General features: G+C 50.8%; 30 protein-coding genes. 15 read left to right on the plus strand and 15 right to left on the minus strand.

Annotation, left to right across the window (positions count from 1 at the left end):
• Positions 1-4 precede the first annotated feature (4 nt).
• The 13 genes from AM590_RS20370 to AM590_RS04170 form a co-directional block, all read right to left on the minus strand.
• Positions 5-805, minus strand: coding sequence for an HNH endonuclease (locus tag AM590_RS20370; RefSeq protein WP_172795754.1), 801 nt, complete (start codon positions 803-805; stop codon positions 5-7).
• Between the two features lie 111 nt (positions 806-916).
• A complete protein-coding gene (locus tag AM590_RS04120; RefSeq protein ID WP_058826360.1) occupies positions 917-1552 on the minus strand; it encodes a hypothetical protein in 636 nt (211 codons plus the stop codon).
• Between the two features lie 102 nt (positions 1553-1654).
• The gene (locus AM590_RS04125) at positions 1655-2689 is read right to left on the minus strand and encodes a hypothetical protein (protein WP_157575429.1); all 1035 of its coding nucleotides are present in this window, start codon (positions 2687-2689) and stop codon (positions 1655-1657) included.
• Positions 2690-3032: 343 nt separating this feature from the next.
• The gene (locus tag AM590_RS04130) at positions 3033-4994 is read right to left on the minus strand and encodes a hypothetical protein (protein WP_058826362.1); all 1962 of its coding nucleotides are present in this window, start codon (positions 4992-4994) and stop codon (positions 3033-3035) included.
• A gap of 300 nt (positions 4995-5294) precedes the next feature.
• Positions 5295-5588 carry a hypothetical protein gene (locus AM590_RS20375; protein WP_157575430.1) on the minus strand — a complete coding sequence of 98 codons (294 nt, stop codon included), beginning with the start codon at positions 5586-5588 and terminating at the stop codon, positions 5295-5297.
• A gap of 212 nt (positions 5589-5800) precedes the next feature.
• The gene (locus AM590_RS04135; protein WP_058826363.1) at positions 5801-7027 is read right to left on the minus strand and encodes a hypothetical protein; all 1227 of its coding nucleotides are present in this window, start codon (positions 7025-7027) and stop codon (positions 5801-5803) included.
• A 116-nt stretch (positions 7028-7143) separates the two neighbouring features.
• On the minus strand, positions 7144-7740 hold the full coding sequence (locus tag AM590_RS20380; protein ID WP_157575431.1) for a hypothetical protein: 597 nt from the start codon (positions 7738-7740) through the stop codon (positions 7144-7146).
• Positions 7741-7785: 45 nt separating this feature from the next.
• A complete protein-coding gene (locus AM590_RS04140) occupies positions 7786-7965 on the minus strand; it encodes a hypothetical protein (RefSeq protein ID WP_058826364.1) in 180 nt (59 codons plus the stop codon).
• The gene (locus AM590_RS04145) at positions 7962-8366 is read right to left on the minus strand and encodes a hypothetical protein (RefSeq protein WP_058826365.1); all 405 of its coding nucleotides are present in this window, start codon (positions 8364-8366) and stop codon (positions 7962-7964) included. Before AM590_RS04145 ends, AM590_RS04140 begins: the two co-directional genes overlap by 4 nt.
• A gap of 10 nt (positions 8367-8376) precedes the next feature.
• Positions 8377-9360, minus strand: coding sequence for a hypothetical protein (locus AM590_RS04150; RefSeq protein ID WP_058826366.1), 984 nt, complete (start codon positions 9358-9360; stop codon positions 8377-8379).
• A 6-nt stretch (positions 9361-9366) separates the two neighbouring features.
• Positions 9367-9939 carry a hypothetical protein gene (locus tag AM590_RS04155; RefSeq protein ID WP_058826367.1) on the minus strand — a complete coding sequence of 191 codons (573 nt, stop codon included), beginning with the start codon at positions 9937-9939 and terminating at the stop codon, positions 9367-9369.
• 18 nt (positions 9940-9957) lie between these two features.
• Complete coding sequence (locus tag AM590_RS04160; protein ID WP_058826368.1) at positions 9958-11682, minus strand: hypothetical protein; 1725 nt, start codon at positions 11680-11682, stop codon at positions 9958-9960.
• A gap of 245 nt (positions 11683-11927) precedes the next feature.
• Positions 11928-12446 (minus strand): hypothetical protein, encoded by a 519-nt coding sequence (locus AM590_RS04170; RefSeq protein WP_172795755.1) that lies wholly within the window; start codon positions 12444-12446, stop codon positions 11928-11930.
• 346 nt (positions 12447-12792) lie between these two features.
• Here AM590_RS04170 and AM590_RS04175 point away from each other — a divergent pair, with 346 nt between their 5' ends.
• Positions 12793-13215, plus strand: coding sequence for a hypothetical protein (locus tag AM590_RS04175; RefSeq protein WP_058826371.1), 423 nt, complete (start codon positions 12793-12795; stop codon positions 13213-13215).
• A 5-nt stretch (positions 13216-13220) separates the two neighbouring features.
• Here AM590_RS04175 and AM590_RS20385 read toward each other — a convergent pair whose 3' ends face one another.
• Positions 13221-13820 (minus strand): hypothetical protein, encoded by a 600-nt coding sequence (locus AM590_RS20385; RefSeq protein ID WP_157575432.1) that lies wholly within the window; start codon positions 13818-13820, stop codon positions 13221-13223.
• Between the two features lie 184 nt (positions 13821-14004).
• Here AM590_RS20385 and AM590_RS20980 point away from each other — a divergent pair, with 184 nt between their 5' ends.
• The 9 genes from AM590_RS20980 to AM590_RS04225 all read left to right on the plus strand — a co-directional run bounded on the left by AM590_RS20980 (position 14005) and on the right by AM590_RS04225 (position 23180).
• On the plus strand, positions 14005-14379 hold the full coding sequence (locus AM590_RS20980) for a hypothetical protein (protein WP_216635669.1): 375 nt from the start codon (positions 14005-14007) through the stop codon (positions 14377-14379).
• A 3-nt stretch (positions 14380-14382) separates the two neighbouring features.
• The gene (locus AM590_RS04190; RefSeq protein ID WP_058826373.1) at positions 14383-15537 is read left to right on the plus strand and encodes a hypothetical protein; all 1155 of its coding nucleotides are present in this window, start codon (positions 14383-14385) and stop codon (positions 15535-15537) included.
• A complete protein-coding gene (locus AM590_RS04195) occupies positions 15530-18016 on the plus strand; it encodes an ATP-binding protein (RefSeq protein WP_058826374.1) in 2487 nt (828 codons plus the stop codon). Before AM590_RS04190 ends, AM590_RS04195 begins: the two co-directional genes overlap by 8 nt.
• Before the next feature lie 6 nt (positions 18017-18022).
• Positions 18023-19000 (plus strand): hypothetical protein, encoded by a 978-nt coding sequence (locus tag AM590_RS04200; RefSeq protein WP_058826375.1) that lies wholly within the window; start codon positions 18023-18025, stop codon positions 18998-19000.
• The gene (locus AM590_RS04205) at positions 18997-20919 is read left to right on the plus strand and encodes a type IV secretory system conjugative DNA transfer family protein (RefSeq protein ID WP_058826376.1); all 1923 of its coding nucleotides are present in this window, start codon (positions 18997-18999) and stop codon (positions 20917-20919) included. Before AM590_RS04200 ends, AM590_RS04205 begins: the two co-directional genes overlap by 4 nt.
• Positions 20919-21338, plus strand: a complete 420-nt coding sequence (locus tag AM590_RS04210) for a hypothetical protein (protein WP_058826385.1) — start codon at positions 20919-20921, stop codon at positions 21336-21338. The genes AM590_RS04205 and AM590_RS04210 overlap by 1 nt, the downstream gene beginning before the upstream one ends.
• A gap of 48 nt (positions 21339-21386) precedes the next feature.
• The gene (locus AM590_RS04215) at positions 21387-21671 is read left to right on the plus strand and encodes a hypothetical protein (protein WP_058826377.1); all 285 of its coding nucleotides are present in this window, start codon (positions 21387-21389) and stop codon (positions 21669-21671) included.
• Between the two features lie 124 nt (positions 21672-21795).
• A complete protein-coding gene (locus AM590_RS04220; protein WP_058826378.1) occupies positions 21796-22641 on the plus strand; it encodes a DUF6610 family protein in 846 nt (281 codons plus the stop codon).
• Between the two features lie 26 nt (positions 22642-22667).
• Entirely contained in the window at positions 22668-23180 is a 513-nt protein-coding gene (locus AM590_RS04225; RefSeq protein WP_058826379.1) for a hypothetical protein, read from the plus strand.
• Here AM590_RS04225 and AM590_RS04230 read toward each other — a convergent pair.
• On the minus strand, positions 23172-23696 hold the full coding sequence (locus AM590_RS04230) for a winged helix-turn-helix domain-containing protein (protein WP_058826380.1): 525 nt from the start codon (positions 23694-23696) through the stop codon (positions 23172-23174). The two genes, AM590_RS04225 and AM590_RS04230, sit on opposite strands and share 9 nt — an antisense overlap.
• Positions 23697-23775: 79 nt before the next feature.
• Between AM590_RS04230 and AM590_RS20390 the strand changes: the two genes are divergently transcribed.
• From AM590_RS20390 to AM590_RS19745, 5 genes are read left to right on the plus strand one after another with little or no spacing between them, the layout of a single operon-like run.
• Positions 23776-24099 (plus strand): hypothetical protein, encoded by a 324-nt coding sequence (locus tag AM590_RS20390; RefSeq protein ID WP_157575433.1) that lies wholly within the window; start codon positions 23776-23778, stop codon positions 24097-24099.
• On the plus strand, positions 24096-24779 hold the full coding sequence (locus AM590_RS04235; RefSeq protein ID WP_058826381.1) for a hypothetical protein: 684 nt from the start codon (positions 24096-24098) through the stop codon (positions 24777-24779). Before AM590_RS20390 ends, AM590_RS04235 begins: the two co-directional genes overlap by 4 nt.
• The gene (locus tag AM590_RS04240) at positions 24776-25921 is read left to right on the plus strand and encodes a 26S protease regulatory subunit (RefSeq protein WP_058826382.1); all 1146 of its coding nucleotides are present in this window, start codon (positions 24776-24778) and stop codon (positions 25919-25921) included. Before AM590_RS04235 ends, AM590_RS04240 begins: the two co-directional genes overlap by 4 nt.
• A 22-nt stretch (positions 25922-25943) precedes the next feature.
• Entirely contained in the window at positions 25944-26243 is a 300-nt protein-coding gene (locus AM590_RS04245; RefSeq protein WP_058826383.1) for a hypothetical protein, read from the plus strand.
• A gap of 41 nt (positions 26244-26284) precedes the next feature.
• Complete coding sequence (locus AM590_RS19745) at positions 26285-26713, plus strand: transglutaminase domain-containing protein (protein WP_172795756.1); 429 nt, start codon at positions 26285-26287, stop codon at positions 26711-26713.
• Positions 26714-26786: the final 73 nt, after the last annotated feature.

A 26786-nucleotide genomic window follows, 5' to 3' on the forward strand; every position in this document is an offset into this window, starting at 1 on the left:
CAATTCAGGCCTCCAACTTCTTCAAGTCAACATCTGAATTTGACGGAATAAGATTCCATCCTTCCACAACCATGTGGTGATGCTGACATAAAGTCACTAAGTTATCTAGCCGGTTCGCGTTCTCGAGTTTTTCAAAGCATCTCCTCGGTTTGATGTGATGCACAGCAGGTCTCTGACCCAACTCTGATTTTCCCTTACCGCATACAACGCAGCTGTAGCTATCTCTCTCCCAGCACTTACGTCTCTGCTCCTCCCAGTTTGAACCAAAATCCGGAGAGTAACCACCTTTCCAGTGCGGGTTATTTTCTGCTTCGTAATCCAGTATATCCTCTTCTTTTTTATACCTATAATAGCAATTTCTTGAGCAGAAATTGTTTTCCTTCACGTTGCATTTTTTCCTTTCAAATTCTGAACCACACCAATCACATTCTATCGAAACTATGGCCTTTAACTCTCGATGTCTGTAGGCGCAATCAGTAGAGCAATATTTTTTCTGGTACTTTCCAGATAAGGTGTCGCCACACTCTGGATTTTGACATTCTTCAAATTCTCTATCATTACTGATGTCGTTTATGTGACACTCCTGGTCACAGTACACCTCGTCCTTAAACTCTGTAGTCTCAAACTCTTCGCCACAGTACCTACAAGACCTAGATAATTTTTCGGTTTCTCTTGCTTCTTTAGGAAGGTTATCTACATAGTCTCCGCTGTCATGAAAACAATCTTTTGAGCAATATTTTCTATCTCTCCAATCTTCACCTTCAAATTCTTCACCGCAGTTTTTACAAGTAACAACATCAACCACTGTGTGCACCCAAGTATTATTTAAATATCAACATTTAAGAAACAATTGGCGGCGAAGCAGAAGCTGTGTGCACCCTAAAACAGTTTCTCAAAAGCCGCCACCTTCTATTACCTATCTCTCAAAGACAGGAATCTCTTCAAAACTATAGGCCTCATCACCGCCTTCAACCACCTGCCAACAAGAAATCCCATGCAACTTCTCCGAAAAAGGACTGGATGTAATCTCATCGAACACGATACACGTATAATCCGTAGTCTCAGGCGACTCAAGCTCACGATCCTCCTCAGAAAGCCTTGGAGAACTAGAAATAGGATGAGTATGGACGAACAAATTAATCTCGCCAAACCTGTTGGAGCACGACCCACTTACACTTTCTAATCCGCTGTCGTCGATCTTATCCGCAAAACGGAACTCCTCTACCAAACCTGAATCAGAAACAGTGCCGCAGAAAAGACGCTCATGAGCAAAATTATCAGTAGATACCGCTCCGGTCGTAATCCAATTCATATTACTTACTTGATCAGAGGTGAAGCTGATACCTGTACCATTCCCGTCTTGCTCATCTAAGCCCAGATACTGAGTTGTTTCACCGGTGAAATACCTGAACTGTGCATCAGCATGCGGATTAGTTACGAGCACAACTCCGACAATCGAAGCCACAACAATTGCTGAGAACAAGAGGTAGACCCAATCCTCCAAGGTGATCGTCAGCAGTCGCTCGAAAAATCTTGCGGGCAACTCAATCATCTATACACAGGAATTGTCAATTCGTAGTTAAAAAGAAAAGGGAAAATGAGGGGGGAAAGAGGGCCTTTTACTTAGGCCGAATAACCTACAGCTCCGCCAGAGTTACCCCTGGAAGGAGACTGTAGATCCATCTCCGATCGCATTGTCGAAGATGTCGTAAGCGTTCAGACTGATGATTGACTCACCAGGTCCGAGCTCACCGTCATCAGCAGTGCTGACTTCGGTATCGAACTCTCCCGTAACTGTCACCTGAATCTCCACAGTATCACTTGCCATCTGTGGGTCAGTACTGAGATCTACGTCACTGTTTGTGAGAGCATTTCTGAACGAAGTGGAGTCTGATAGAGGTCCTGTGGAACCATCCTTCAGACTTTCACTGTAGACTTCTTCTCCGTCGACCATTACTGAGACGTCGACTTCGGAAATTCCTTCACCGTCGTTGAAGCCTGTTACTTCGACATCGCCGAGGTAGGCAACTCCCTGCGAGACTTCGACTGATCTCTCAAGTGTTACTGTCTTAGTACCGTTGCTCTCGAAGCTTAGGTCGCTTCCAGCGCTGAAGTACTTACTGTCAGAAGTCTTGTAGCCTGCAGAGTCTGTTCCGTAAGTTGCCCACTGGTCAAACTGGGCGTTGTCGTCCAGGTTGATCGTCTTTCCAGCTTCTGCAAATGCCGTTCCTACTGTCTCAGGCATTGCTTCGTTCCAGAAACTGTAGTGGTACTCTCTTGGATCGCTCTTGTCCACTAGGACGAACTGGTAGTCCTGATCCTGGTGCTGTACCTCGCTAAAGGTAGCTGTGTCACCGTTGCTGATCTCTACGACCTCGTAATCTACTCCGGCCTGAAGACCGCTTGTTGCATCACTGATCGAGAAGTCGTCGTAATCACCGACATCCGGGACATCTACGCCAGGTTCGAACTTGTACACTTCTGCTGACGATACGTCGAGTGGAAGGGTTACTTCACCGTCTACTCCCCAGTCGTTTACTGAGACTGTGTCACCAGAAGGTTCTGGCTTTGGATCGTCTCCGCCGTTGTCACCACCGACTGAACTCAGCATTCCGAAGCCGCCGGTAAATGCACCTGCGACAATCAGAGCTGAAATGATTCCAATTGCTGCTCCTACTTTTGCATCCATAATTTAATTTGTCACCTCCACGTTGAATGGGTCAAGCAAGGGCTGGACCAAGCTGGAGAGATCCGGGTTCCCGACCTAAATAATTCAGAAGTGCTATCGGAGTCGCCGCTGCCAGGCGTATCTTATTCGCACTGGTCCTCGAACGGCTGGCTCCAAGCCGTTGAACCGGTGCGTTCTTTCTACCATTCCTGGGCAGATCCGAGTAGCTGAGGCCGCAACCTTCTCCAAGCAGATCCAGGGATTCCCTGCCTGCCTTTCGCGGGTTTTGGAAAAAGAGATACATTCTATAAACAGGTTGTCAGTTACTGCTTTTAAAACAAGGGCCAAGAAAACCCGGTCCCCGCTACAAGTTAATGTCCGGAGTAGTACCCTTCAAATACAGGTACCCTGTTAGAAGCAGGCCGACAACAGTCAGCAAGAACCCTAACGGATTCGTCACTAACTGATACACAGCCATGAACGCCATCCCGCCTCCTACAAGTCCTATACCCAGTCTCACGACGGCATCACTCAATGGGATGAACTCCGTGGCAAGGCCGTCAACCATCTTACCGAGCTTAACCCCTACTAAGGCGAATCCAGCGAGGAATCCGATGAACGACAGCAACAATTGAGCCCAGGTCAATGCACCAGCGTTACCGGATAAGGCCTTCTCCATACCGCCAAATGGAGTATCTAGTTGCCATCCGAGGCCTGGAATAGTCCACGGATCACCGCCGCCTCCACCGGGAGGCGAGTCCTTGTCACGGCATTCATACTGGACATCGTCGTCAATGTATCGAGCTTCCTCATCAGCACTGCAGACTTCGTCCTCCTCCAGTTTCAGGCCATTAGTACAGGACATGATGACGTCGACCGTTTCACCGTTTACCTGTTTCTCCTTCTTCGTCTCATCTCCCTCTGTACACTCATCTTCCTGAGTAGCAGTAACAGAGACACTGGCAGAGACCTCGTTCCCACTCCCAGTATCCTCAACAACAACTTCACACTGGTCAGAGAACTCACTCTGCGTCATACTCGTCGAAGTGAACGTCACCCGGAAATCAAACGATGCAGTACCGCCAGGAGAAACCCTTTGAGTATCCTGCAAGCTGTTACCGCTGAAGTACTCGCCGCAGGAATCGGTACGAGCCGAGAAACTGCCTTCGCTATCACCGACATTTTCTGCTTCCACTGATATCGTTCCCTGACCCAATTCACCGAACTCTGCACCGCTTGTAGAGACGATCTCTGGCTTACCTACAGGCTTAGATATCGTGGCATAACCGTTCTCACCCGCATCAACGTAGACACTGAACTCGGGGTACATCAGGCTACGCTCCATATCCAGTTTGAACGCACCATTCTGGAAGCTCGAGTCCAAGATCTCGGAGTCAGAAAGCGGAGACTCCGTAAACTCCGAAGCAGCTTCTTCCGCTTTTCCGTTCATCTCGCTCTCGATGTGGCTCTCAGTGGTTAGGCCTGCACCCCATTCTCCAAGAAGGTCGTCAGCATTGTTCTGGACGAAACTCTGGTACGAGGAGTAACGTGATTCGCTTATGACTCTCCAACCGCCTTCGTAGTCATTACTGTGGAGAGCATATTCATCATCGACGAGCGGAGGATTCTCACCGGTTGAAAGACTTCCCTCCCAGCTTACCTTGGCATATCTGCCGAGGTTAGAGGTCACTCCTGTTCCGCCGTCGCCGTTAGTGATCACAGCTGTCTGAGGATTCTTATCTCCGGCCTGAAGCCTCCACTCTGTCCGGAAGACTTCGTCAGGAGAACCGATGTCAGCTACAGCACCGTAGTAATCATTTCTCTGCCAGCAATAGATTGTATACTTGTACTGCCCTGTCCAGGTATCGAACCATCTGTTCGCTCGAGCATCTACATCAGTCGTCCCGTAACCATCGACTGTGAACGTGCCAGCATCGTTCGTATCGACACAGTTCGTGGTAGTCCAGTCCCACAGCTCCTGCTTAGAGCTGACAGTCTTCTTGACTGCGTCCCAACCAGTTATCGACTCTAAACCTGTATCCTGAGTTGGGTACTTGGCGTACGTATTCTGGTGAGAAACATCGAACGTAATCGGTTCATCCGCTACCGCTCCAGTCTCACTCTCGATCTTGCTTTCAGAGAGATATACGTTGATCTTGTCCGTAGCAAAATTAGAGGTATAACCTACTTGGAGAACCTGTCCGTCGAAGAAATCACTGTTGCTCTCGTAGGTGACTGTGTCAACAGAGTTCGTCGCTGCTGATGCAGAAGAAGCGGCTAATAGGAAAAACAGTGCTACTACCGAGGCCTTCAACCCGTTTTTCACTACTGCGGATCACCTATGCACTCGGCTTCCTGGAAAAGAGTGCCGTTGATGGTTTTGAACGTAAGGTTGCCTGGAATCGATTTCTCATGGTCAGAAGCATAGTCACGGAATTGCTGTTCTGAGTCGAAGGTTCTGTTGTCGACCTCGATCTCGTGCCAGCAACCATCGTCAGTCTGTGTAACGTTGAGAGGTCCGAGGTCAGCAAAGGAACCGAAAGCCAGAGCTGCCAGTAATAGAACTGAACCAGCTACTACAAAATTCGTTGCTGTGCCTCCTTTGCGCGTATCTATAATTTGTGTATCACCCTGTTTTGATCTTCACCAGCTCTCTCAGACCCAGTACTGTTAAACCGATGAATATTGCATCGCTGATCTGCCTGAAAAGCCGTTCAAGGCCTGTGGTTGGCTCCGGTACAGCGAAAAAGTAGAATCCTGATGCAAGCAAGACCATCAACCCAGTAATATACAGACCAGGGATGATCGGTACTTTTGCCGGGATCCTCTTCCAGCTCAACGCTATCGCAGAAACGTAGCCAAGCGTGACCGCGATTTCTGGATGCTGGAACGCAAGCTGTACAAGAGCATCAAGGACCACTTAGCTTACCACCGGCCAGGAGTCGATGCTGTACGTTTTCGTACTGCCGCATTCAGGGCATTCGTTAGGTGTTGAGCGGTCTTTCTTCTTCTTAGTCTTCCAGATATTTCCGCATTCTTCACACCCAGCTTTGACCCTGTATTTCTTCGCCATCGAAAAACCGATACCTCCTATCCACGAATTGAAATCTACTACTTTTAAAACAAGAGGCCCTACCCAGTGTGACTCCAAAGTGGCGAGAGGAACTCTACTACCGGACAGTCCTCAACCCCGTCATGCTGATTCGGATTCACGTACAGGAACTGGAACTCGTCCATCGAGGACATCTTGTCCTTCCACTTTTGCTGGTGTGATGGATTGTAGAAGTTGAACGCATTCAAGGCCTTACTCCACTCCTCAGCATTCAGATTCTCCGAGATGAAGATATGATCTAGATCTCCGATAAAGTCGAACCGGGATTTCCCGCCAGGCATCGGTACCTGGGAAGGCCTCTGCGTCGAGATCAACGTAGCAATATCGTTTTGTCTCCCGGAGACATCGAGGATCCTCTGGAACTTGTCCTTGACAGGTGATTCCTCATCTCGAGGAACTACTTCGTGGTACTCGTCGCAGAAAACCACGTAAGGCCCTTGGATCCTATCCTGACGTAGTGCCTGGATGAAGTTATCCATCATCGAGGCCACGTAGAACTGGAACTTCTCTTTCTCATCCGGCGTATACCGGTCGTAGTTCTTCAAGCCGAGCGAAAGCACTGCTCGCCGTTCCTCCAAATTATGGCCTTGATGGTCTCCCTTCTCGTCAGGGAAAACGTATTCATCGCAGGTATGGCACCGCCACGATGTGACGAACCGGAACGGATCTTTCCTAAGTCGAGAGCTGAGAATGTTGTCATTCTGAAGCGATTCGAGACTTCTTTTCAGTGCGCCCTTCAAGGCCTCCGATCCTGAGTAGTCTATCTCCAAATTATTAAGCTCACTTAGTATGGTAGAAAACGTCTCATTCTCCAAGTCAAGCCCGGACACCAAGTTATTCAAAGTCTGCTTCTGAGCGTCCGAAGTTACGTTCACCAAGGCCTTGAAATCGGATTCTTCTATATCCTCAAACCCGAGAGTGAATTGGTCCACGTAACTCGGCTTCCCATCAACGTATTCGTCGGCCAAGAACTTCGGCTGGAAGATCTTCCGAGGAACACTGTGCGGTTCTTCACCGGGAGCGAGGCCCGCGGTCTCACGGATCAGTTTCTTGCTGACACCGCCTTTGTACGAGATATCCTGGAAGTCGTGCTTCACGTCAGAGAAATGCATTACGTTCCAGCCTTGGTCGTGGATCCGGGACAGAATCGCCTTCGCACCAACAGTCTTGCCTGAGCCTGAAGCACCGAAAGCAGCGATCCTCGTAGTATCGTCGAACTTTATCCTGATGAGCTCGCCTGTCTCCACGTCACGGGCAACAGGAATACCGTTACTGTAGTCAATCTCTGTAACTTCATCCGCCTGTTTGAACCGCTCCCTATGGTAGTCATCCCCGACATCCCACAGATTATCTAGTACTCCGATCAGCTCCCACCTCCGTTGTCAGAAGGTCTTCTGCTTGGAGAGTCACCGCTCTGGTCAATGATAAACTGGTTACGTCCAGATCCTCCTGATTCACGGCTTGCATCACGTCCTCTAACCGACAACCAGGTATAGTCATTGAACGGTTGAATCCTGCCCTCAACACCTTGCACGTTACCCTTGTAACGCCGGATACGGTCCTCTGAAAGATCGTAGATATATGCGATCAATTCACCGTACTTCGGGTTTCGGGGCCGTCCTATAACACCCCATACACCCTTCTCCTCTCCATTTATCGTAACTTCCCGGTACTCATCGTAGTAATCCAGATTATCCCTGTCCGTCCTATCGATATTCAGTTCTCTCCTCCCTGGATGTTCCCTAACTTTCTGATTGAGTTTTTCAGGCGCTTCAACTGGCTCAACCTCTAATTCAACACTTGAGGAATTATCCGGTCCTAGCCCTAAACTACTGAACGTGAAATCAAATCCTTCACCGCCAGCCTTGTCATAAAGTAAAATCCCGAGAAGCAAGGCAACCAAGCCCGCAAAATAGGGCCAAGGAATTAGATCAAGGAACGAGTTGCCTATGACCAGCACTATCAGAACTATTCCGTAGTTCCGTAAATCAGTCAATCTCACCGGTTACATCACCTGAGGAAGGAGTATCAGTAAAATCCAGAACGTTGAGGCTCCGATAAGAGTTCCTACGATGAACCCCATGATCACTCCTCCAAATTTTCTCCCGTTTATCACGGTCAAAGCCTGGATGACGATCATCGCTGCAAGTGCGATCAGCAGATGCTGTTCAGCTAACTCTATCATGAGATCACCTCTACAAAGGCCTTGAACAGGGTTTCCTGATTCGGGTTTCCGCCGAATCTGTAAACGTAGAACTGGCCCTCACCGTACTCCTCGACCAGCTGGTGAACCAGTTGTCCTTCATCGACGACTATCTCACCGTCTTCCCTTGCGAAGGCATTGACTGGAGCTTCCTCAAACGACCCAGTGTATTTCGTAACGAATCCCTTGTATTGGCCCTTGACCGGCTTGGAACCCTGAGGATACCTGTAGACTCTGTACCGATGTCTTCGGTACCTTTCGTCAGTATACTCGACTTCTTCTATACCGTTGAACCTGCTCTTCGGAACATCATCGACAGTAACGGCCTCATCTTTCTTGTTATCCCGGAATTTTCTTATCTCTAAGGAAATCTGATTCTCCACCTCTTAGGCATTATTCGAGGGTGAAGCCCTTGTATCCCTCTGTTCTCTGGATTTTGGTTCTCCACATCTTAATCAATCTCTCTTCTTGATCCATCTGATCTGCGTACCATTCTACATCCTTGTCGGGATTGTCCTGAACGAGATTGTAGAGCTCAGTCTGAACATCAGTGAGATCAGGATGCTCTTCATCGTCTTCACCAGCATTACTGCTTCCATCAGAATCAGTGGTCTCTCCGCCAGATGAAGACGAATTAGTCTGCGCCGACGTAGAAGACGAAGAACTCGAAGAGTAGGATCCGTCAGTACCCGTCCCGTTTTGCTGAGGTCTTTCGACTACCTGTTTCTGCGGAGTTTGACGGGCCTCTTTCAACTCTTGAGCAGTCTCCTGCATCTGCTCCATCAATTCCTTCTGCTGCTCGGAGGCCTCCGTCTTATCATCAATCACTCTCTCAAGCCTCTCACCGAGTTCATCACTCATGTCTTTAGCCATGGATTTGAACTCGGTTTGCTGAGACTCTACCATGTTCTTCACCATGTCCATGACCTCGGACTCGTTCGCCCGCTGCTGCTGGATATCAATCCCGGAGCGAAGCAGCTGCCGGTCATCACGGTAGATCTTCAAGATAAGGACAAGACGAGCAACCAACTGTTCAAGCTGATCAATGTTATCCAGAGCATCCTCCATATCCTCCTTGTCAACCGCATCACGCCGCATATTCTTCTTAAACTCATCTTCCTTCGTTCGCTTTTTGAGGTCGGAGATGTCTCCTTTGACGTTATCTGCTTTAGCCAATGCACTGCTGACAGCTGACTGGATAGTCCTTCCTCTGCTATCCAGTTCCCTCTCCAGGTTGTACTGGCCTATGGTCTTGTCATCACCAATCTCCCGTTCGATATCCTCTTGCAGGCTTTCAACGGCTCTGGACAGGTCCTGGTTCTCCACCATTTCCTGCTCCAGTTTCTCAAAAGCATCATCGTTAAACAAATCAGCCACTGGATATCACCCTTTGACCTCGTCCAGAGTTTTGTCGTCACAGCTTGGGCAGTACCCGTTGTTGTCTTCCCACTTGCTTTGAGGGTTTGAGGAATCGCAGTTAGGACAGTTGACGTTATTCGAGTTAGAGGTCTGCGAAGCCTTCTCACGTTCCTCCCACTCTTCTCTCTCCTTACGAAGAGTCTCAAGTTCCTTTCTTGCCGATTCTAATTCCTTCTTTTTGTCTCTGTAGTTCTCCTTCCACTTCTCTACTTTCTCTTTCTCGCCTTCGTTTTCCTGATATCCTATCGTGTTCCTGTACTCTTCCTCGGTAAGATCTGGGACGTCCTTCGTCGGTTCCAAGATGATGATCGGGAAGTCTCCTGAGTGATCATCGATCCTCTTGATATTCTCCTGAGGATCCAAGGCGTACGGAAACTCCTCCTTCTTTGAACGCCGCGCCAGCTTACTTGGATGCGTATTTAGCATCTTTACTACAGGTTTTTTCCGACCAGGATAATTCTCCGAGTCTTTTAACTTGTCGAGTCCTCCAAAGTACTCGCCGTGGAATTTGTCGATTACGAATCCTTCTTTTGCCATAGCATAGATTACCTCAAATCAAAATAGACCGAAGCCGCTATCCTCATCATCGTCGTCATCAGACAGCGCCATTTTTTCTCTAAGCGGTTTTGTGTCCCTGAGATGGACGTAGTACCATGATTTTGCTTCCCTCTTTTCCCAATATAACGCACCTATAGCAACTACTAACAGAGCTTTCCAGATGTCGCCCCAGAAATCCTCATCCGAAGCCCTTCCCTGAGCCTGTTCAAGCTCCTCGTCTTTTTCCTCGAGTCTCTGCTTCCAGGTCTGGTCAATATCCTGTTCTACCTCTCTCGGGAAGTACAGACCCATACTGTCCCCGATCTCATCCATACTATCGACGTTCTTCATCAAGATCTGGTAGGAGACATTCAAGGCAGCCTCACCGCAGTTATCGCTGTTCGTCGGCGTGAACCGGATCGTCTTGTTGAACACACCTACTGTTTTCTCCTCTGGGACAGGGCAGTCAAGATAACTGCCGCTGAACGTCTTGTTCCCCACTGGAACGTGCTCGCCTTCAGGATCGAAGCTGAGCTCTCCATTGAACCGTTCTGCAGTATTACTGTATACGAATAGGTCAAGATCTGTCGGCCCGTTCACTGTAACTGTCGAGCCTTCTTCCCTTAGGAACTGCTTCCCAGAATCAGTTAGTACAGCCAGTGTCCAAGTCTCGTTAGGACTCTGCAACGGCTGACTGAACGATTCCAACTTTACATTCATCCTGGTAGACCGATTTATCTCTCCGAATCTCTCCGAGATCTCTGTCTCCACACGATAATTATTGAGCTCGATAGAACCGGAGTCCAGATTCACTGCGTTTAGAGGCCTTACCGTGTATTCCGAGGTGAAATTCACTTTGTTCCCTGCCTCGTCAATAACCGTTCCGTCGACGATGTACGTCCCATTCTCGTCGCCTGACGGTGATGCTGTCCAGAGATCAGTGTTGTTCTGATGCGTGAACTCCAAGTCTTGTACAGACCTGTTTCCCTCAGATCCATTGATGGTCACTGTCTCCAAGACCTCGGCCTGGACTGTTTCCACACCGATGTTGTCAGAGGCCTCTACAGCAAACTTACTGGGGAAACCAGCGTCAAAGCTCGGCGTCTCAACCGACTCTACTTCGGGCGTCGTATTGTCCTTGAACTGGAACCTGAGAGGAACCTCTTCGTAATCTCCGTGCTCACCGGTCAGGTTCAGAACTCCGGTGTAATTCCCGTACTCTGTGGTCCTCGGCACCTGGTAGGATAATACGATCCTGCTGTCTACCCCTGGGAAGACCGTGGTCTCCTCAGTAACGTCGAGGAACTGTGAGACGTTTCCGGAGATCTCCGTCGAGACAGCGGTATCTGTATTTCCGAGAAGGGAGATACTCTGATTCGTGAATCTACCAGAGGTTCCTACGTTCACCGTGTTCTCTATACTATCCTTGTTGAGAGACCAATTCGTGTATCTCAGAAGATCCAGCCTGTAGCTATGACTGTAGTTGTTCTCGAGTTCAACCTCTCCGGAGTAGTTCTGTGGTGGGAAGTCGAGCGAGATATCGGCAGTGATGGAGTTGTTCTGAACCTGCAGTGGGAACGGAAACGTATTCTGGGATATATTCGAGCCGTTGATCGAGGAGTTACTGTCAATAACTGTCTCGTTCAAGGGCTGTACTGTGGTTTCTCCGGTGTGAGTTGCTGCTGCGAAAGTTGTTAGAATTACAAAAGAGAGTGCTGCTAGTAGTGTTTTCTCTGTTCTCATATACTCAGTACCTCGCGGATCTTATCGAACAACGATTTGCGGATGATTGCTACGTCTTCTCCAGGCTCAATGTCGCAGCCAGACGGGACTGTAAGCAGTTTCTGCCCGTTGGCACTTCTCTCCCAGACTGTTCCCTCACCATATTCTGCGAATTGTAGGTCGCTTAGATCGTGGTCAAGCCTGTCATCCATCTCTACTGTTAATTATAGTGGTAAGTACTGCTTTTAAAGGGAAAGGGCCTCCAGTCACCCCAAAGTCGAGTTGTCAACACCTGACGCAGTCGAGTTCGTCACATTACCTCCGCTACCCGGATCGAAAAACGGATTCGCTCTTTCAAACTCGAACAGTTCAGGGAGATTAGACAAGGCCTCAAACGTCCCAGTATCCGGAACCCAGCCAGTCGCAGCAAACACGACCAGGAAATAAATCACGACACTGACCAGTACGATGTAAATCGGCGGAATGTTCTCTCCAAACGCTCTTACACTAATATAGTAGAACGCCTTGAAGTACCAGAGAACGTGAGCACCGGCACTGACAACAGCAAAACCGATTACAAGATACTCCATCCCAGAAGCACCGGAGATGTTCTGTAACTCAGTAACCGTAGTCTGAATACTCCGGCCCAGACTCGTACCGTAGGACAGAATAACAGGTGCCGGAGAACCCTGCTCAAACGCCAATTCGATCTTCTCCTTATGCTCGAAAACCAGTATGCTCGCCAGAACACTCCAACCCCACAGCCCCAAATTCCGGGAGAACAAGGCCTTGATACGGAACAACGCCTTGAAAAGAGCGAACTTTCCTATCTGAAATACCGTGAATAACCCCTTCAGAAGTTTCCAAAGTACGAAGAGAATCGTTCTCGATGCGATATACCCTCACCCGGTCAGGATGCTACAGGCCGAGCACAGCGTACGTTGATTACAGGACTGGAGATCGTCGATAGTCAACTGGATATTTTCACCGCAGTCTTGGCAGGGCCTGAACAGTATCGGATTTTGACGGGTTATCACAAAGTTCTCCCTTGCATAGAATTTCTTTTCACTACTTTAAAAAGTAGAGTTTCTTTGTGTGGGATTCTTAACTCCTATTTAGTTTATACTGGATATGCCGGATTCTCTGGACTACATCGTCCAGGATCCTGTCGACTACGACCTCTACGATAGTTCCTCTTGGAACGACATCGACGGATTCCTGGAGCAAAGCATCCGCAACGAGAAAGAACGGTTGGAACAGCAGCTGGAGCAGATCTACCGGCAACTGGATGAACGGAAGCAGATCCACGAGGAGAAGATAGAATCGATTGAAGCCGAGATCCGGAGACAAAAGGATCGGTTAGATTCAGCTGACAGAGCTCCAGGAAACGACGACGTCCAGATACGGAACCGGTTACAAGTACTCTATCAGGAGAAGTGGGAAGCAAAGGAGTCGGTCTGGCAGGACAAGCAAGATCTCCTTGAGGAAAAGCGGGATGTAGTGCAGGAAATCCGGGAGCTCGACGAGAGCAGAGACCTCGAAGAACTACTGTAGCACAACTACTCTGGGACAGGAAGCTTCTTCCGAAACACTTCATCCCCAAGCTGTGATTTTATTTTCTTTTCATCCGAGTCCTGGATCTGTTTAGCGAGTTCCGACCTACTGATACCAGGAGCACCACCGATGTTAAATTCACTCTCATTGTCAAATCCGAATATATCGAGCATCAATTCATCGTCATCGATGATCTCCGCAAGTTGCTTCTTACTCAGAACAATCACGGAGAACAGGTCGCCGGTTTTCATCCTCGTATCCGAATAAAAATACACAACATCGCGTTTATTGGGCCTGTCTTCCCCGAGAATACCCTCAGCTATCTCCTCGTTCTCTGGCTTTGGAATAGTCACTCGGCTACCTTTTTCCAATTTATAAGACCGATTGTTCACTGTTAAGAACCTGTCTCCGTTTGTATAATCGCTTGAGAGAAACGCATACCCGGTTTCCTTGTCATACCCCCACCAGGTAGCAGGATCTTCTCCAGAATCTATTACCACCGTATCACGCATGTCTTCAGGAATCGGTAGTTTGTTTCCGGCCCTCACACTCGACGAGCGCAGATCCCAGTCAAAGTCGTCGTCAGCAGGAGCCTCGACACCCATTTAGAAATTTCTAACTGGATAGAGGACTATAAACTTCCGCAACACTCCACCCAGCACGTAGAAGATATCAACTTACGCTATTCTACGAAAATAGCTTCCTTCAGCCTTCTACAGCAGTATCTCCATCAATAATATTGTAAATTTGATGCTTTTGTAGTATCCACACCCGGTAGTCAGGGATGCGATGGTTCCAAACCTGCAACCAGGCTTGAATCGCATACTGACCAAAGGCCTAACGCCGGTCGTCGGCCTGATACTGCTGAGCTCACCGGTTGCCGCACAGACCGGTACCGAAGACTGTTCCATACCCAGTTCACTTCAACCCCTGTTCGACCTGCTGAACACGGTAGAAGTACTGGCATTTTCCGGAGGAGTAGCACTCGGCGTTATCGGGATGTCCGTAGCCGGATTGATGATCGCAGGGCCGTTCGGCGAGGACTGGGTCCGACGCGGAAAGCAACTGGCGAAGAACACGATTCTCGGCGTCGTCATCCTCGCGTCCGCAAACATGGTAGTGGCCTTCTTGATCGGCCAACTCAGCCCCAGCTTCTGCACCTAACCCATGAAGAGACCAATAATTACAGTGTTGGCCGCACTGCTGCTGATAGGGACTCTGACAACTCCCGTAGCCGCTCAAGCAGGTGAAAACACAACCACACCCGGTGAGGGCGAAGACGATGATAGCGGCCCTATCATCGACCTCAGCGGAGTAACCGAGGCAATTGAAGACCTGATTCAGGACTTCCAGGAGTTCACCGGTAGCTGGGATGAAACCCTGAAAGAAATCCTGATCGCAGTAATCTTTGAACCCTTCAGGCTTGTCGCCCAGCAACTCCTCAACGTCCTCTCTACCATCCTGATGCATACGCCCGACATCTACCCGAACCCAGCAGTCGAAGGCGTTCACAGCGATGTCTTGCTGGTCACCTACCTGCTGTCAGGAATCGGCTTCATGATAGCAGGTCTTCTCTACATCACCGGGCCACTATTCGGAGTTTCCTACAGCGAGGTCCGAATGGTGTTACCGCGGATAGGAGCAGCACTGATATTCTCCACAATCTCGCTGCCCCTGCTTCAGTACGCCGTAGAACTGAGCAACGCACTGGTCTATGCCTTCGCCCCTGCCCAGCTGTCAATGAGCATCACGCAACTGGCAGGTCTCTCAACAGGCCTGGTACTGGCGTGGGTCGTGAACTCTGCGTTGCTTCTCGTGGTCGTGGTGATGTTCATCATCAGGAACGTCTACATCATGTTCGTCGCCGCGATCAGCCCGTTACTGGCGTTGACCTGGAGTATTCCAAAGGCGAAGAGATACGCGGATACGTTCATCGCTGGCTGGTGGACCGCACTCGCAATGGCACCGCTGGACATGCTGGTCCTGAAGTTCAGCTTCGCAATGCTGGAAGGAAACGGAGCGAGCATCCCAGCCAGTATCTCAAACTGGATACTCGGAGTAGCCGCCTTCTCACTCCTCATCATTGTGCCGTACCAGCTGTACGGAGCTTCTCAAGCTGCCATCGGACAGGCCTACGTCGTCAGTCAGGGCGTGAAGAGCCGGGCGAAACAGGCCTACCGCTACAAGAGAGGCAGAAATTCGGGACAGGACAGTGAGTTCGACCTCTCCCAAGATGAGGCCCGCCGACTGAAGTCGTACAGACGGAAAAAGCGGCAGCAATCGGACGACTTCCGCAGCAACTGGAGTGATAACAATGACTGAGAAGGTTCGGATGCCGGCGGATCTAGGACAGGTCACGCTGAAACTCCTCGGTAAATTCGACTCGAGAGATCTCGCCAGATTCGGTCTTCCAACCAGCATCGCATTCCTCTACATCTACACCGCTTCAAACCCGTCTATAACAGCATATGCAGTGTTCGCTGCTTCAACGGTCTTCGGCAGCACCTGGGCGCTGTGGAGGCCTTGGGGACGTCCTCTTGATCAGAACCTGTACCAGGCCCTGCGCTGGACTACGCAGAAGGAGATCGACGTAACTCCTGAAGTAGAACAAGGTCTGATCAAGGCAGGTGACTCAGCGACTGCACTAATCGAAGTTGAACCCGTCAACCTGGAGCTGAAGTCTGGAAGCGAAAAGGCTGCGCTTCACAAGCTGTACCAAGACCTGCTGCAGACCGTCGACTATGAAATCACGGTTTACAGCACTCAAAGCCCGGTCGACCTCAAATCCTATCTCAACGAACTGGATACCACCGACAAAGTCCAGAAAAGCTACAGCGACTACTGTCACCGCCTTCAGGAGGACGGACAGAACACGACGAGCCACTATGTCTCAGTTCGTGTTGAAGACGGAGACGTAGAAGAACTGGAGAACCGTGTCGACGAGATCCAGGAGCAATTGAACTCGGGAGGTCTCACCACTAACAGGGTATCCAAGGTCAAAGAAGAGCAGGTCAAGCCAGCACCCGAGGTGAACCACAACAACCTCACCTACCCTAACACGGAGAACCGTAGCTCCAGCAAGACAGTCTACGTCTCCGAGTACCCGGGTGACGTTGATTTCAGCTGGATAACTCAGATCCTCCAGGTCGAAGGCCTGGTAGATGTCACACAAGTTGTCAAGCCGAGAGAGGCAGCAGGTACTGTCTCCAGTCTTCAAAAGCTGGAGAACAAGGCCGAAGCCGAGAACGACTCACTGGTCAGGAAGGGCTACGGAAGCAGTAGAAGGCTGGAACGACTGCTGGACGACGTTGACTGGTTCCAGAATCTGCTGGCAGATCAAGACGACCAACCTGTAGAATACGGTGTCTACATCACCGTCTACGGAAATAACGATGAGACCTGTGAAGCCGCGCTGAGACAGGTCCAGAACCGGTTGAAAACACTCGGCATCAAATACCGGGATACTGCTCTCCGCACCGACCAAAGCCACTACACGACGACGCCAGGCCTTCCTGATAAGCTGGACGAAGGACTACTCGTTCCAGCGGGAAGTGCAGCAAGCGGATTCCCCTTCACGTCGACGTCCAGTATCGACGAAAACGGAGTGCTCTTCGGTGTCGGAAACTCGACTGACGCCTCCATAATCCTTGACCGGTTCAAATGGAACGCTGGACACCAGGTTCTGGCCGGAGCTACCGGATCCGGGAAAAGCTTCTACTCGAAACTGCTTCTGCTCCGGTCCAGCCTGATCTACGAAGACTTACAGATCAACATAGTTGATCCGAAGCCGGAGTACGGCGAGATAGAGAAAGTTCTCAGGAAGTACGCCTCTGTCAACCGGTTCGAGTTCAAGGGCTCTGTCAGCGATGACGCACAAGAGCTCATTCAACACGTCGAAGAAGCCTATCACAGCGCTCAACAAACGAGTGCAAAGACGATCGTCGTCGTAGACGAAGCCCACCGCCTCCTCAAAACTGAACAAGGAGCCTCAGTCCTATCTACCCTAGTCAGAGAGGCACGCTCCTCAAACACAGCAGCTACTCTCATCACTCAGACAATCAACGACTTCTACCGCACCGAAGACGGCGAAGACATCCTGAAGAACATTCCCTGTAAGGCCCTCTTCGCCCACGAAGAAGCGGACAACAGGCCTGCAGAAGCCTTCAACCTGTCTACGGTCGCGGAAACCTCCCTGTATAATCTAGCGAAAGGCGATCAAGACTCTACGGATTACAGTCAGGCGATTCTCTCAGTCAGCAATCAGTTCGAATCTGAAATCAAGGTGGAGGCCTCCGACGTTGAGGCTTCGATCATCGAGAAAGGAGAGATCGCGGACAGCATCTCTCCTGTTTCCAGCGACTTTGAGAAAGACCACAACGGAGAACACACCCCATCCAAGATCTCCGAAGAAGCTCAAATTGCCGAAGAAGATACTAACTCCATCATTGAGTCTCTATTTCGTATAGACCTCCCTGATCTCTCTTGGCCCTCCCTCTCAAGCAACAGCGATAACGCCACACCGTCTGAACCCTCGAAAAATGAGAGTGACAGTAACGACACAACTGCAGAGACCAGTCTCGGTATCCCTAACTGGATTAAAGGACTGGCGATTGCAGGTGCCCTATTCCTGGGTATAACCTGTGTCATAGCATTAGCCGCCATTAGTTCCGACAACCTCGTCGAATCCAATTCGATATTCGGTGCGATAGCTAAATTGATTCTGACATTTAGTATCAGCACACTGCTTCTCTACCTCTGCTTCAGCTTGGTAGATGCCTACAACGCTGTCAAGGAGGCCTGAAAAGCTATGAGCATCAGAAATCGCCTCTACCACGACCATGTCACCCTCGAAGAGGAACAAGCTGAGAGGCTGAGCTACAGCAGCGAAAACTGGTACAACGTCGAGGTCAGGCCTCCGAAGGATGAGGACCTGCCAGCAACCCTGGACAATTTCGCCGCCGGGATTCGAGAGCTCCAAACCAAGTGGCTGAAGCTGAGAAACGCCTCACCAACCATAGCATTCGAGATCCGGAGACACACTCCCAAGAAGCTGCAGATCCAGTTCTCCACGCCCACAAAGAGGTTGGAAAGGAAGGTCAGAACCCAGCTGTCGAATCAGGTGCCGGGCGTCGAGTTCGATGAAGGCGTCGAAGGCCTTCCAGTAGGCGAAGAATCCACGGCTGGCGGCGGCTTCCTCACTTCGGGACGTAGAGACTGGTATCCGTTCCGGACTGATTTCGACGACCCACCAGTCAACTCGCTGGTCTCGACGTTCCACCGACACGCGATGCAGAACACCAGTTTCGTCGTCCAGGTACTGTTCAAGCCGGTTGTCGGAGAACGGATTCAGCGCTGGCTGTGGAAGAAACAGGCCTACAAGCAGATCCAGTACCTGAAGAAGGAGAAAGAACAGCTCTGGGGAAGCCGCTCTCCTACGAAACGGGAGAAACGGCAGGCCGACAGCATCGAAGCCAAGGCCGGGAACAGCCGGTTCCACACCAGTATCCGGTTCGCCGTTATCGGCGCAGACGAGTACACGAAGAGCCGTGTGAAGGAGCTCGCAGGGGCGTACAACACCTACGAGAATCCTGAAACCGGCCAGTACCTCGATACCGTCACCGTCGAAGCTCTACGCGAGCAGCGGATCCTCGATTTCCTCCAAGCAGTAGCCAACAGGAACTACGCAGGGTGGGGCCGGAAGTTCCAGGCCTCGCTTGACGAGCTTGCCGCCTTCGTATCGCTTCCCAGTAACAGCCGCGAGAATATCCAGTTTGCAGAACCATGACTCCCGAAGAAGTTCAAACCCTGATCGAGAGTACCGAGAACCTGAGTACGACGTACCTCGGCAGCCGCGAGAGCGATCTCGGCGTCGAGGAAAACATCGGCCTCAGCGACGACAAACGCCTGACACACGTCCTGAACGTCGGGCCGACCGGATACGGCAAGTCACAGCTAATGACGCACGTCGCGTTACAGGACGCCGAGAAAGGCCACGGCCTCGCCATCATCAACCCGAAAGGCGATCTGATAGACGAGTTCCTTGCCAAGCTCCCTGAGGAACGGGAGGACGACGTCGTCTACATCAATCCAGCGCATGATCCAGTGACGCCGGTCAACGTTCTCGATCCCTACGTCTCTGAGGAGATGTCGGAGGCACAAAAGGAGAACCAGAAGGAGATCATCGTCTCCGACCTCATAGACCTCTTCAAGCGACAGAGCGAGAACTGGGGCGACCAGTTCGGACGAGTCCTAGAAACCCTGCTCCGGGCACACCTCGACCTCAACATCAAGAAAAACGCCGGAAACAGCTTACTCGATGTCTTCCGCTGTGTCGTCAACCAAGACCAGCTAACCGAACTCATCGACCAGACGGACGACCAGATCATCCGAGAACAACTGGTCCGGGTCAAAGAGGATATGACCAGCTACGAGATGGAACCCTTACAGCGGCGGCTAAACGACTTCGTGATGAACCCGACCATCCGGAGAGTTATCGGCCCCGAAGAATCAGGAATCAACTTCCGCGAGGCCGTCGACAACGGAAAAATCGTTCTCGTCGACATCCAGAAAGGAGAAGTCGGAGAAACCGTATCCCAACTCGTCGGCAGCATCGTAATCACAAAAATCTGGGCAGCAGCACAAAGCCGAGTCACACAACCCGCAGAAGAACGCACCCCATTCTACCTGTACGTTGATGAGCTGCAGAACTTCGGAGGGGAAGGAAGCAACTTCACAAAGATCCTGTCCGAGGCTCGAGAGTACCGTCTCGGTTGCTGGCTCGCCACGCAGTACCTCCATCAACTGGCGACGGATATGCGGCGGGCAGTCACCAACAACTGCCGTACCAAGATCGCGTTCAACCCCAGCGGAAGCGAAGATGAAAATCGGATCGCAGGAATGTTCCAAGGCCTCTCCAAGCAGCGTTTGAAGGCACTGGGCAAGTTCCGTGCGGCAGTGCAGAAGCCGAGCGAGAAAAGCCATAACTCGGCTACGTTGTTCGACACGTATCCGCCATGGGAGGCTGACTACAGCGACGTCGACCAGCTCAAAGAGGACGGAACGGTGGCTACGTCACAGGGAACTTCCACGACCAAGACCCGTCAGAGCCTCGGTCAGGGTAACAACGCTGGAGGAGACAAGCACCGCGAACTGCTGGCAGAAGCGAAGAAGCAACTGAGTGAACGTGGCTTCCAGGTCAATCTGCTGTATCAGGATACCGGTGATGACAAGCCGGACGGTCACGTCCACCTCCCGGATGGAGATATCGCTCATCTCGAAGCGGAACATTCGACTCTGTCCCGCCCGGTCAAAGTCCTGCGCAACCTGAAACGGGCTACTGAGGAAGATCGTGAGGTGTTCTACGTCGTCGAGGAAGGGAAAGCTGCCAAGCTGCAGAACATCGTCGACGATCCGAAGAACCGCCGCGGAAATGAGTACGAGGACGATGAAGGCAGCTACAGCTACTACACCGATGAGGAAGGTGAGGAGTTCACCGAGTTCGAGGATCTCGAGGACAGCGAGTACCGTGTGATCGAAGTCAGTGAAGGAGAACTGCAGGTCCACGATGAAGCGGTTGAACCTGAGTGCCCTGCGCTTGGAGAGAATAGCGAGGAAGAACTGGAGGCGTTCTGCCTGCACCGGGAAGAAGATGGGTTCTGCACTGAGCTTGAGCAACAGTGCGTCCTGCTGGAAGAAGGAGAATGATGGAGAAAGAGATCCTCGATCAGGTTCGGGACAAGGACCACGTCGTCCTCCAGCACGTCGAGGAGGGACGCGACGATGTCCAGAAGATCACTGCGGAGACCACCTTGGAGAACCACCATGTCTCCTATAGCTTCGATAAACTCGAAGATCTAGGCCTGGTCGTAGTGTCTAAGCCGGATAAGATGGTGGAGAGAGTGGTTGACGGACAGAAGCGAGTGTTCCAGCATCCGAAGCAGGCAGAATTGACCGATGAGGGCCTGAAGTACCTGGAGGAATCTGATTCCGAGGATGTGACTGAGTACGAGGACATGAGTCACGGAAAGCTTGTTGAGCGAGTTGTAGATCTTGAGCAGGAAGTGGATGAGCTGAAGGAGTCGTTCAGGTTGTTCAAGAAGCAGATTCAGCAGAAGATGGGGTAGTCCAACCCCTTCATTTAAAAGAGTGTGAGTATAGTGTCAGTATTATAAATGGAACGTGACTCGATCAAAGAAATACTCTGGAAATTCCCCCTAAGCGGGAGAGAAAAACAACTCGAAACACTCACAGCCTATTTCGAAGCCAAGAAAACCCAGAGCAAAGTCAACGCAGCCGACACCATCGGCATACACCACACTACGGCCACCTCCATCGAAGAAACATACGAGGAACTGACCCAGCAGGAGAAAACCGAACTGAACAAAGTCCTCCTCCACAACCAGATCGAGGACAACGGCCAACCGGAAACTGGCGAAAAAGCCGTTCCTACCCAATAAGGTCAATTCGAGACCTTCTCCAGGGTGATATCAGGTTCAGACTGTTGACAGCGAAGATCTTCAGGATGCTCAGCAACTGCAATATGCAGCTACGACCGGAAGACACCCCTTTGTCACCGAGGCGATGAAGCTTGGATATCTCCCGGGAAACCGAGAGGACAGCAACTACCAATTATCGGAGGAGCACGTCAACGTCGACATTTTTGAAGGATTCATGGATAATGACTACGAAGATCCTGACCTAGACCGTTTCTTGGAGGAATGGCGTGAACGGAGACCTCAGGTAGCTGTTATCGGAGATGCTTACACCCGGGAGGAGGCGGAACGGTATCAACAGGTAATCGACGAACTTGTTGATGAATTTCCGTACCGTCGTTTTATCGTCGCTCCGAAGTGCCAGGAGGCCTTCGACGTTCTCGACCCCGAATCCACTACACTAGGATACGCGAATGGAGACAGTCCTATCCAGGCAGAGGATCTCGGACCTGCAAAATTCCGTGATTGGGACGTCCACCTCTTAGGAGGGAACCCTCACGAGGCCTACAACGCTATACAGAAGCTGACCCAGCCAACTTTGGACGACAGCAATCCCGCTAACGTAGTCGGCTACGATTGTAATCTACCGCTTCGGATGGCCCACTGGGAATACTGGACCCCCGAAGGATGGCAGGACAACGGCAGTATGACGCCTCGGGAAACCGCCCGACGCTCCTACGAAGAGATCAAAAGCTTCCTTCAAGAGAGGGAGATCTGGCCGGAGACCGAGCCTGTAGAACTGTATGGAGAGCCGACTGAGGAACCAGACGAATACTTGTGGATGGACGACGGCGGCGACCCCATTACTTCCCTGGAGGAACTGGAAAAGGCCTACGTCGATGAATACGAGGACAAGGGTAAGCTGGCATTCCGGAGCGAGTCACAGAAGAAGTTCACCGAGTATCGAGAGGGCCTGATTAATCGAAAAGCTTGATTTAGGAAGATGCCTAAATAGATGTCATGGAAGAAGATCTGGAGAGGAAATGGGATACGTTGAAAGAGGAATATCCCGAGGTATCAAAGATGATGCTTGGCTCTGTAGGCCTTGCTGAAAATGTCTATACGGATTCATCGGTTTACAACGAGGAGAGGAGGACGCTACTGTTTTTCTTCGGTGACGAGTTTGACCAAGGCCGTGGAGAAGAACTGTTCCAAGAGTTCCAAGAGGCGAAGAGCGAGGACCTCCCGGAGGATTCAGAGCTGCTTGATGAAGAACAGTTCTACACTGCACTCGACGAATTGACAAAGGCGGGTTACATCTACAGGTGGAAAATGGATGACGGTGGCTACTACTATTTCGACGCAGAAGGCTGTGTACACGCCTTAGACGTCAAATCCGAGTCAGAAGGGATACCAATTGAGAAGCTGTACGAGGCGGAGGAACACAGCGATATTTGTATCGAAGGCGTGGTCAACGCCTTGATAGAGCATCCTCGCTACGAACTTACGTTAACTGAAGAGGATTCAGTTTAGGATATCCTCTATCTCGTCCCAGGCCTGTTCCCATTTCTTTGAGTGGATCTTCCGCTCCCAATCCTTCTCAGAGACAGGTACATCTTCATCATCCACCTGCGACCGGACCTCATCAACAGCTTCCTGCACCTTTTCTTCCTCAACCCTGAGCTCATCTACAGCATCAACAAACGTCTCCTCATTCTCAAGTAGGAACTCGACGAAAAACGTGCCGAACGGAGTCAAATCATACGTCTTCCCCGAATCCTCAGGCCTGTAAAGTAGCTCACAGTCGATTAGCTTTTCCAGATGGTCTTGCATTCCCCCGCGGGTGATATCAAGGAACTCAGCGATCTCGTTCAACGACTTATCCTCATATAAACCGAGTAGAAGCGCTAAACGAGCCTCGTGACCCAAGCCCTGAAACAGAGAGGCCACGGCCTCGAAATCTTCCTTGTTCCACTGCTCAGGCCTCATTGTCTCTAACGCTACGAGGAACTTCCTAAAAAGGCGTTTGGATACCTTTGTATCTTCCATTGGTTCTGTGAGTACCTTGTTTAGGGAAACACCTAAATCTGTGCAAGCATAAAGAGGTTGGTGAAGAGGTGAAAACAGTGTGAGCAACACAGTACTGATCGCTTCCATAATCGGAGGCACAATCGCGTCAGCATCCGCAATCAAAGGCCTTGAACGAGGAAGAGGCTGGATAGGACTGCTGTTCATCGCTGCAGCTGCAGTGACCGGAGGCCTGGTAGTAGGGCTGGGAGTGCTCGTCTTCAATCCAGAGATCAGCACGTTCAGCGTCTGCCTACAGTGTCCGGACGAGTCCTTGTTCAACACTCAGCCTGACACCCGGTTTGGCGAGGCCGTGTTCTCAAGTATCGGTGCAAGCCTGGGAGCAGGTCTGACAACGTACTTCTTCGAACCAGATAACCAATGAACCTGAGGAAATGGATGTTCAGCGATACAGAGGAACAGGTCAAGGAGCCTGTCGAGGTCGGAGGCCTTGAACTGGATCCGGAGGGCGAGGTACTCGAGTCCGGGTTCGAACTCGATGAGTTCCAGGGAGACATCGAGGAGCGAGAAGAGTTCATCGACCAGCTGCAGAGAGATATCGACCGTCACCGGAAGAAGAAAGAACGGGCGGTTGAACGTGCGCGTGAGGCTGAAACCGGGTCTGAGAAAGAAGACTACATGGTTGAGGCGAAGGAGCACAAAGTCCTGAAGCAGAAGAAAAAGAAGGTTCTCAACCACCTGAGGAAGGAGAAGCTGATGCTGAAGAAGCTGAAGCTTCAGCACATGCAGGACAACGTCGGTTCCAGTCTCAACTCCGAACTGGATATCGATGTAGGCCAGCTCCCGACCAGCGATATCGAATCCGCTATCGAGGAAAGCGGTGACGACCTTCTCGAAAGCCGGGATAGCATCCAAGATCTCGAGGACTCACTGGAGCTCGCAGACAGTGAAGCAGCAGGCCTCGATCTCAGCGATATAGAAGAAGAGGTCGAGGACGACGTCGACAGTAACGAGGAAACCCAGCTGGAAGACCGGAGCTTGGAGACCGAGGAGGAGATCGACCAGGCGATAGAAGAAGAGCTTCAGAAACTGGAGGACCTATGACGGGGAAAAGAAAGCCTCTGGAGAAGAAATTCCTTGAAAAATTCAAGGACTTCGTCCGGAAGGCAGAGGAAGCAGATACTGTACAGAAGACCGAGGAGAACCTAGTGAAGGCTGCTGTACAGGCAGAGTACCTGGCCGATCAGAAGAGCGGAGAGAAAGCTGAGAAATGGCAGAAGCTGGCTGACAAGTCCAGGCAAAAAATCCAGAGAACAGATAGCTCCGATGGGATATCGACTAACGTAAAAACAGCTCAGAGCAGCGGCAGAAAGCAAGGAGAACGGAGCCGAAGGGGAAACAGTCGAAACAGGGAAGAAATCTCGAACGAAGGACCAGTGCAGTTCCGGGAACCCCCCGAATTGACCTTTGATGACGTCGGCGGGATGAAAGAATTGATCGCCACCTTCAACGACAGCGTCATCAACCAGATCGGTGACTCTCCGTACAGAGAACCGTTAGGAGTCTCACCGACGAATGGAGTTCTCCTACACGGACCACCAGGAACAGGGAAGACGTACATCTCCAAAGCAGTAGCCGGCGAGCTCGGATACAACTATGCGAACGTGAAGGCCAGCGACTTGTTCAGCCGGTTCGTTGGAGAGACAGAGAAGAACGTCGACGCACTGTTCCAGCAAATCGAAGAGAACCAGCCCTGCCTCGTCTTCATCGACGAACTGGAATCAATCGCCTCAAGCAGGCAATCACTGGCCGACACAAACGGATCACAGGCCTATACACAGGCAGTATCGCAGCTGCTTCAAGGCCTTCAAGACTTGCAGGGTACAGATGCCGTTGTAATCGCGGCTACTAACATGCTTGATTCTGTTGACGGCGCTATCAGGAGGAGCGGCAGATTCGATGAGAAGATAGAGGTTCCGCCTCCCGACAAAGAAGCACGTCAAGAAATCCTGCAGATCCATCTCCGGGAGAAGGAGACAGAAGGCAGCTTCAACTGGGAGAAACTCGGGGAGGAGACTAAGGGGTTCACCGCTGCTGACCTGAAAAAATGTGTTGAGGACGCCGCTCAACAGGCACATATCGATTCCTTGGAGAAAGAGAGTCTTCAGCCGGTGAACCCAGACCACCTTCGAACTGCTATAGAAGAAACGGAACCCAGTCTAAAGCACTGGAACAGCAGCGGATAACGGAAATTCCCATAGATAAACTATGAGACAGAATGAACTTCCCGACGATCCTGAAGAACTGGCAAAGAAAATCGGAGAAATCCAGGAAGACGCTGCAGAGAACGGTGAACCGGACAGGTTCGAGCAACTGGTAGACCGATACGAGAACCTGAAAGACCGCCGTGAAAACGCGATGGATCAGATGGGGCTCGAAAGCAGCAGTAGTGATGATGACGGAAGCAGTGTCGACAGCTTCGAAGAGTTAGAGCAACAGGCAGAAGAGCTCTCCCAGAGGTCCGACGATGCGATGAGTCAGCTAGGCCTCGGAGACGACGAAGACTGAAACCACAGATTATGACAAGAGCAAGTTTCTCAATAGAAAAGTTGGAAGATGCCGTCGACCCCAGCTCTGTAGCCAAAAGAGCTGTAGAAATCGTAGAACAGACAGAAGAAAGCGTCTTCAAAGAAGCCTGCTCCCTGCATCAGTACTGTTCAACGGAGATCGAGTATGAGGCGTTCAATGACTTCAGACATGCAGAAGAAGTCTTAGAAACAAAGTCGGGAGACTGTACAGACCAGTCTATACTCCTTTCCTCGATGCTTTTGTCACGAGGGATACCCGTGCGTTTCGTCCAAGTCCAAGACCACATTTTCCCAGAAGCATTGCTCAAGACCTCTCCCGGAAACATTAGCGAGAGAAAGGTCCAACGTCTCTACAACATATCCCGTGATACAGAGGTATGGATTCTGGGGGATCGTAACCGTCACGACAGCCTTGACGACATAGGCTACTGGTCATTGGTCTTTAGCTAAGCCTCAGCAGTCGGTTGGATGGTGGTAGCGAGCTGTTCTCGAAGGATCGGTCGTTGCTTGTGGATCTTCTGAG

The organism is Haloferax sp. Q22 (assembly GCF_001482285.1).
Lineage (GTDB): Archaea > Halobacteriota > Halobacteria > Halobacteriales > Haloferacaceae > Haloferax.

Bases quoted from the DNA above. Each gene is read 5' to 3' on its own strand.
- AM590_RS04240 (WP_058826382.1), top strand. From the start codon at position 24,776: ATGACGGGGAAAAGAAAGCCTCTGGAGAAGAAATTCCTTGAAAAATTC.
- AM590_RS04235 (WP_058826381.1), top strand. From the start codon at position 24,096: ATGAACCTGAGGAAATGGATGTTCAGCGATACAGAGGAACAGGTCAAG.
- AM590_RS04155 (WP_058826367.1), bottom strand. From the start codon at position 9,939: ATGGCAAAAGAAGGATTCGTAATCGACAAATTCCACGGCGAGTACTTT.
- AM590_RS04245 (WP_058826383.1), top strand. From the start codon at position 25,944: ATGAGACAGAATGAACTTCCCGACGATCCTGAAGAACTGGCAAAGAAA.
- AM590_RS04190 (WP_058826373.1), top strand. From the start codon at position 14,383: ATGAAGAGACCAATAATTACAGTGTTGGCCGCACTGCTGCTGATAGGG.
- AM590_RS04220 (WP_058826378.1), top strand. From the start codon at position 21,796: ATGAAGCTTGGATATCTCCCGGGAAACCGAGAGGACAGCAACTACCAA.
- AM590_RS20385 (WP_157575432.1), bottom strand. From the start codon at position 13,820: ATGGGTGTCGAGGCTCCTGCTGACGACGACTTTGACTGGGATCTGCGC.
- AM590_RS04230 (WP_058826380.1), bottom strand. From the start codon at position 23,696: ATGGAAGATACAAAGGTATCCAAACGCCTTTTTAGGAAGTTCCTCGTA.
- AM590_RS04205 (WP_058826376.1), top strand. From the start codon at position 18,997: ATGACTCCCGAAGAAGTTCAAACCCTGATCGAGAGTACCGAGAACCTG.
- AM590_RS04200 (WP_058826375.1), top strand. From the start codon at position 18,023: ATGAGCATCAGAAATCGCCTCTACCACGACCATGTCACCCTCGAAGAG.
- AM590_RS04215 (WP_058826377.1), top strand. From the start codon at position 21,387: ATGGAACGTGACTCGATCAAAGAAATACTCTGGAAATTCCCCCTAAGC.
- AM590_RS04210 (WP_058826385.1), top strand. From the start codon at position 20,919: ATGGAGAAAGAGATCCTCGATCAGGTTCGGGACAAGGACCACGTCGTC.
- AM590_RS04225 (WP_058826379.1), top strand. From the start codon at position 22,668: ATGGAAGAAGATCTGGAGAGGAAATGGGATACGTTGAAAGAGGAATAT.
- AM590_RS04120 (WP_058826360.1), bottom strand. From the start codon at position 1,552: ATGATTGAGTTGCCCGCAAGATTTTTCGAGCGACTGCTGACGATCACC.
- AM590_RS04195 (WP_058826374.1), top strand. From the start codon at position 15,530: ATGACTGAGAAGGTTCGGATGCCGGCGGATCTAGGACAGGTCACGCTG.
- AM590_RS04125 (WP_157575429.1), bottom strand. From the start codon at position 2,689: ATGGATGCAAAAGTAGGAGCAGCAATTGGAATCATTTCAGCTCTGATT.
- AM590_RS04140 (WP_058826364.1), bottom strand. From the start codon at position 7,965: ATGATAGAGTTAGCTGAACAGCATCTGCTGATCGCACTTGCAGCGATG.
- AM590_RS20980 (WP_216635669.1), top strand. From the start codon at position 14,005: ATGGTTCCAAACCTGCAACCAGGCTTGAATCGCATACTGACCAAAGGC.
- AM590_RS04175 (WP_058826371.1), top strand. From the start codon at position 12,793: ATGCCGGATTCTCTGGACTACATCGTCCAGGATCCTGTCGACTACGAC.
- AM590_RS04160 (WP_058826368.1), bottom strand. From the start codon at position 11,682: ATGAGAACAGAGAAAACACTACTAGCAGCACTCTCTTTTGTAATTCTA.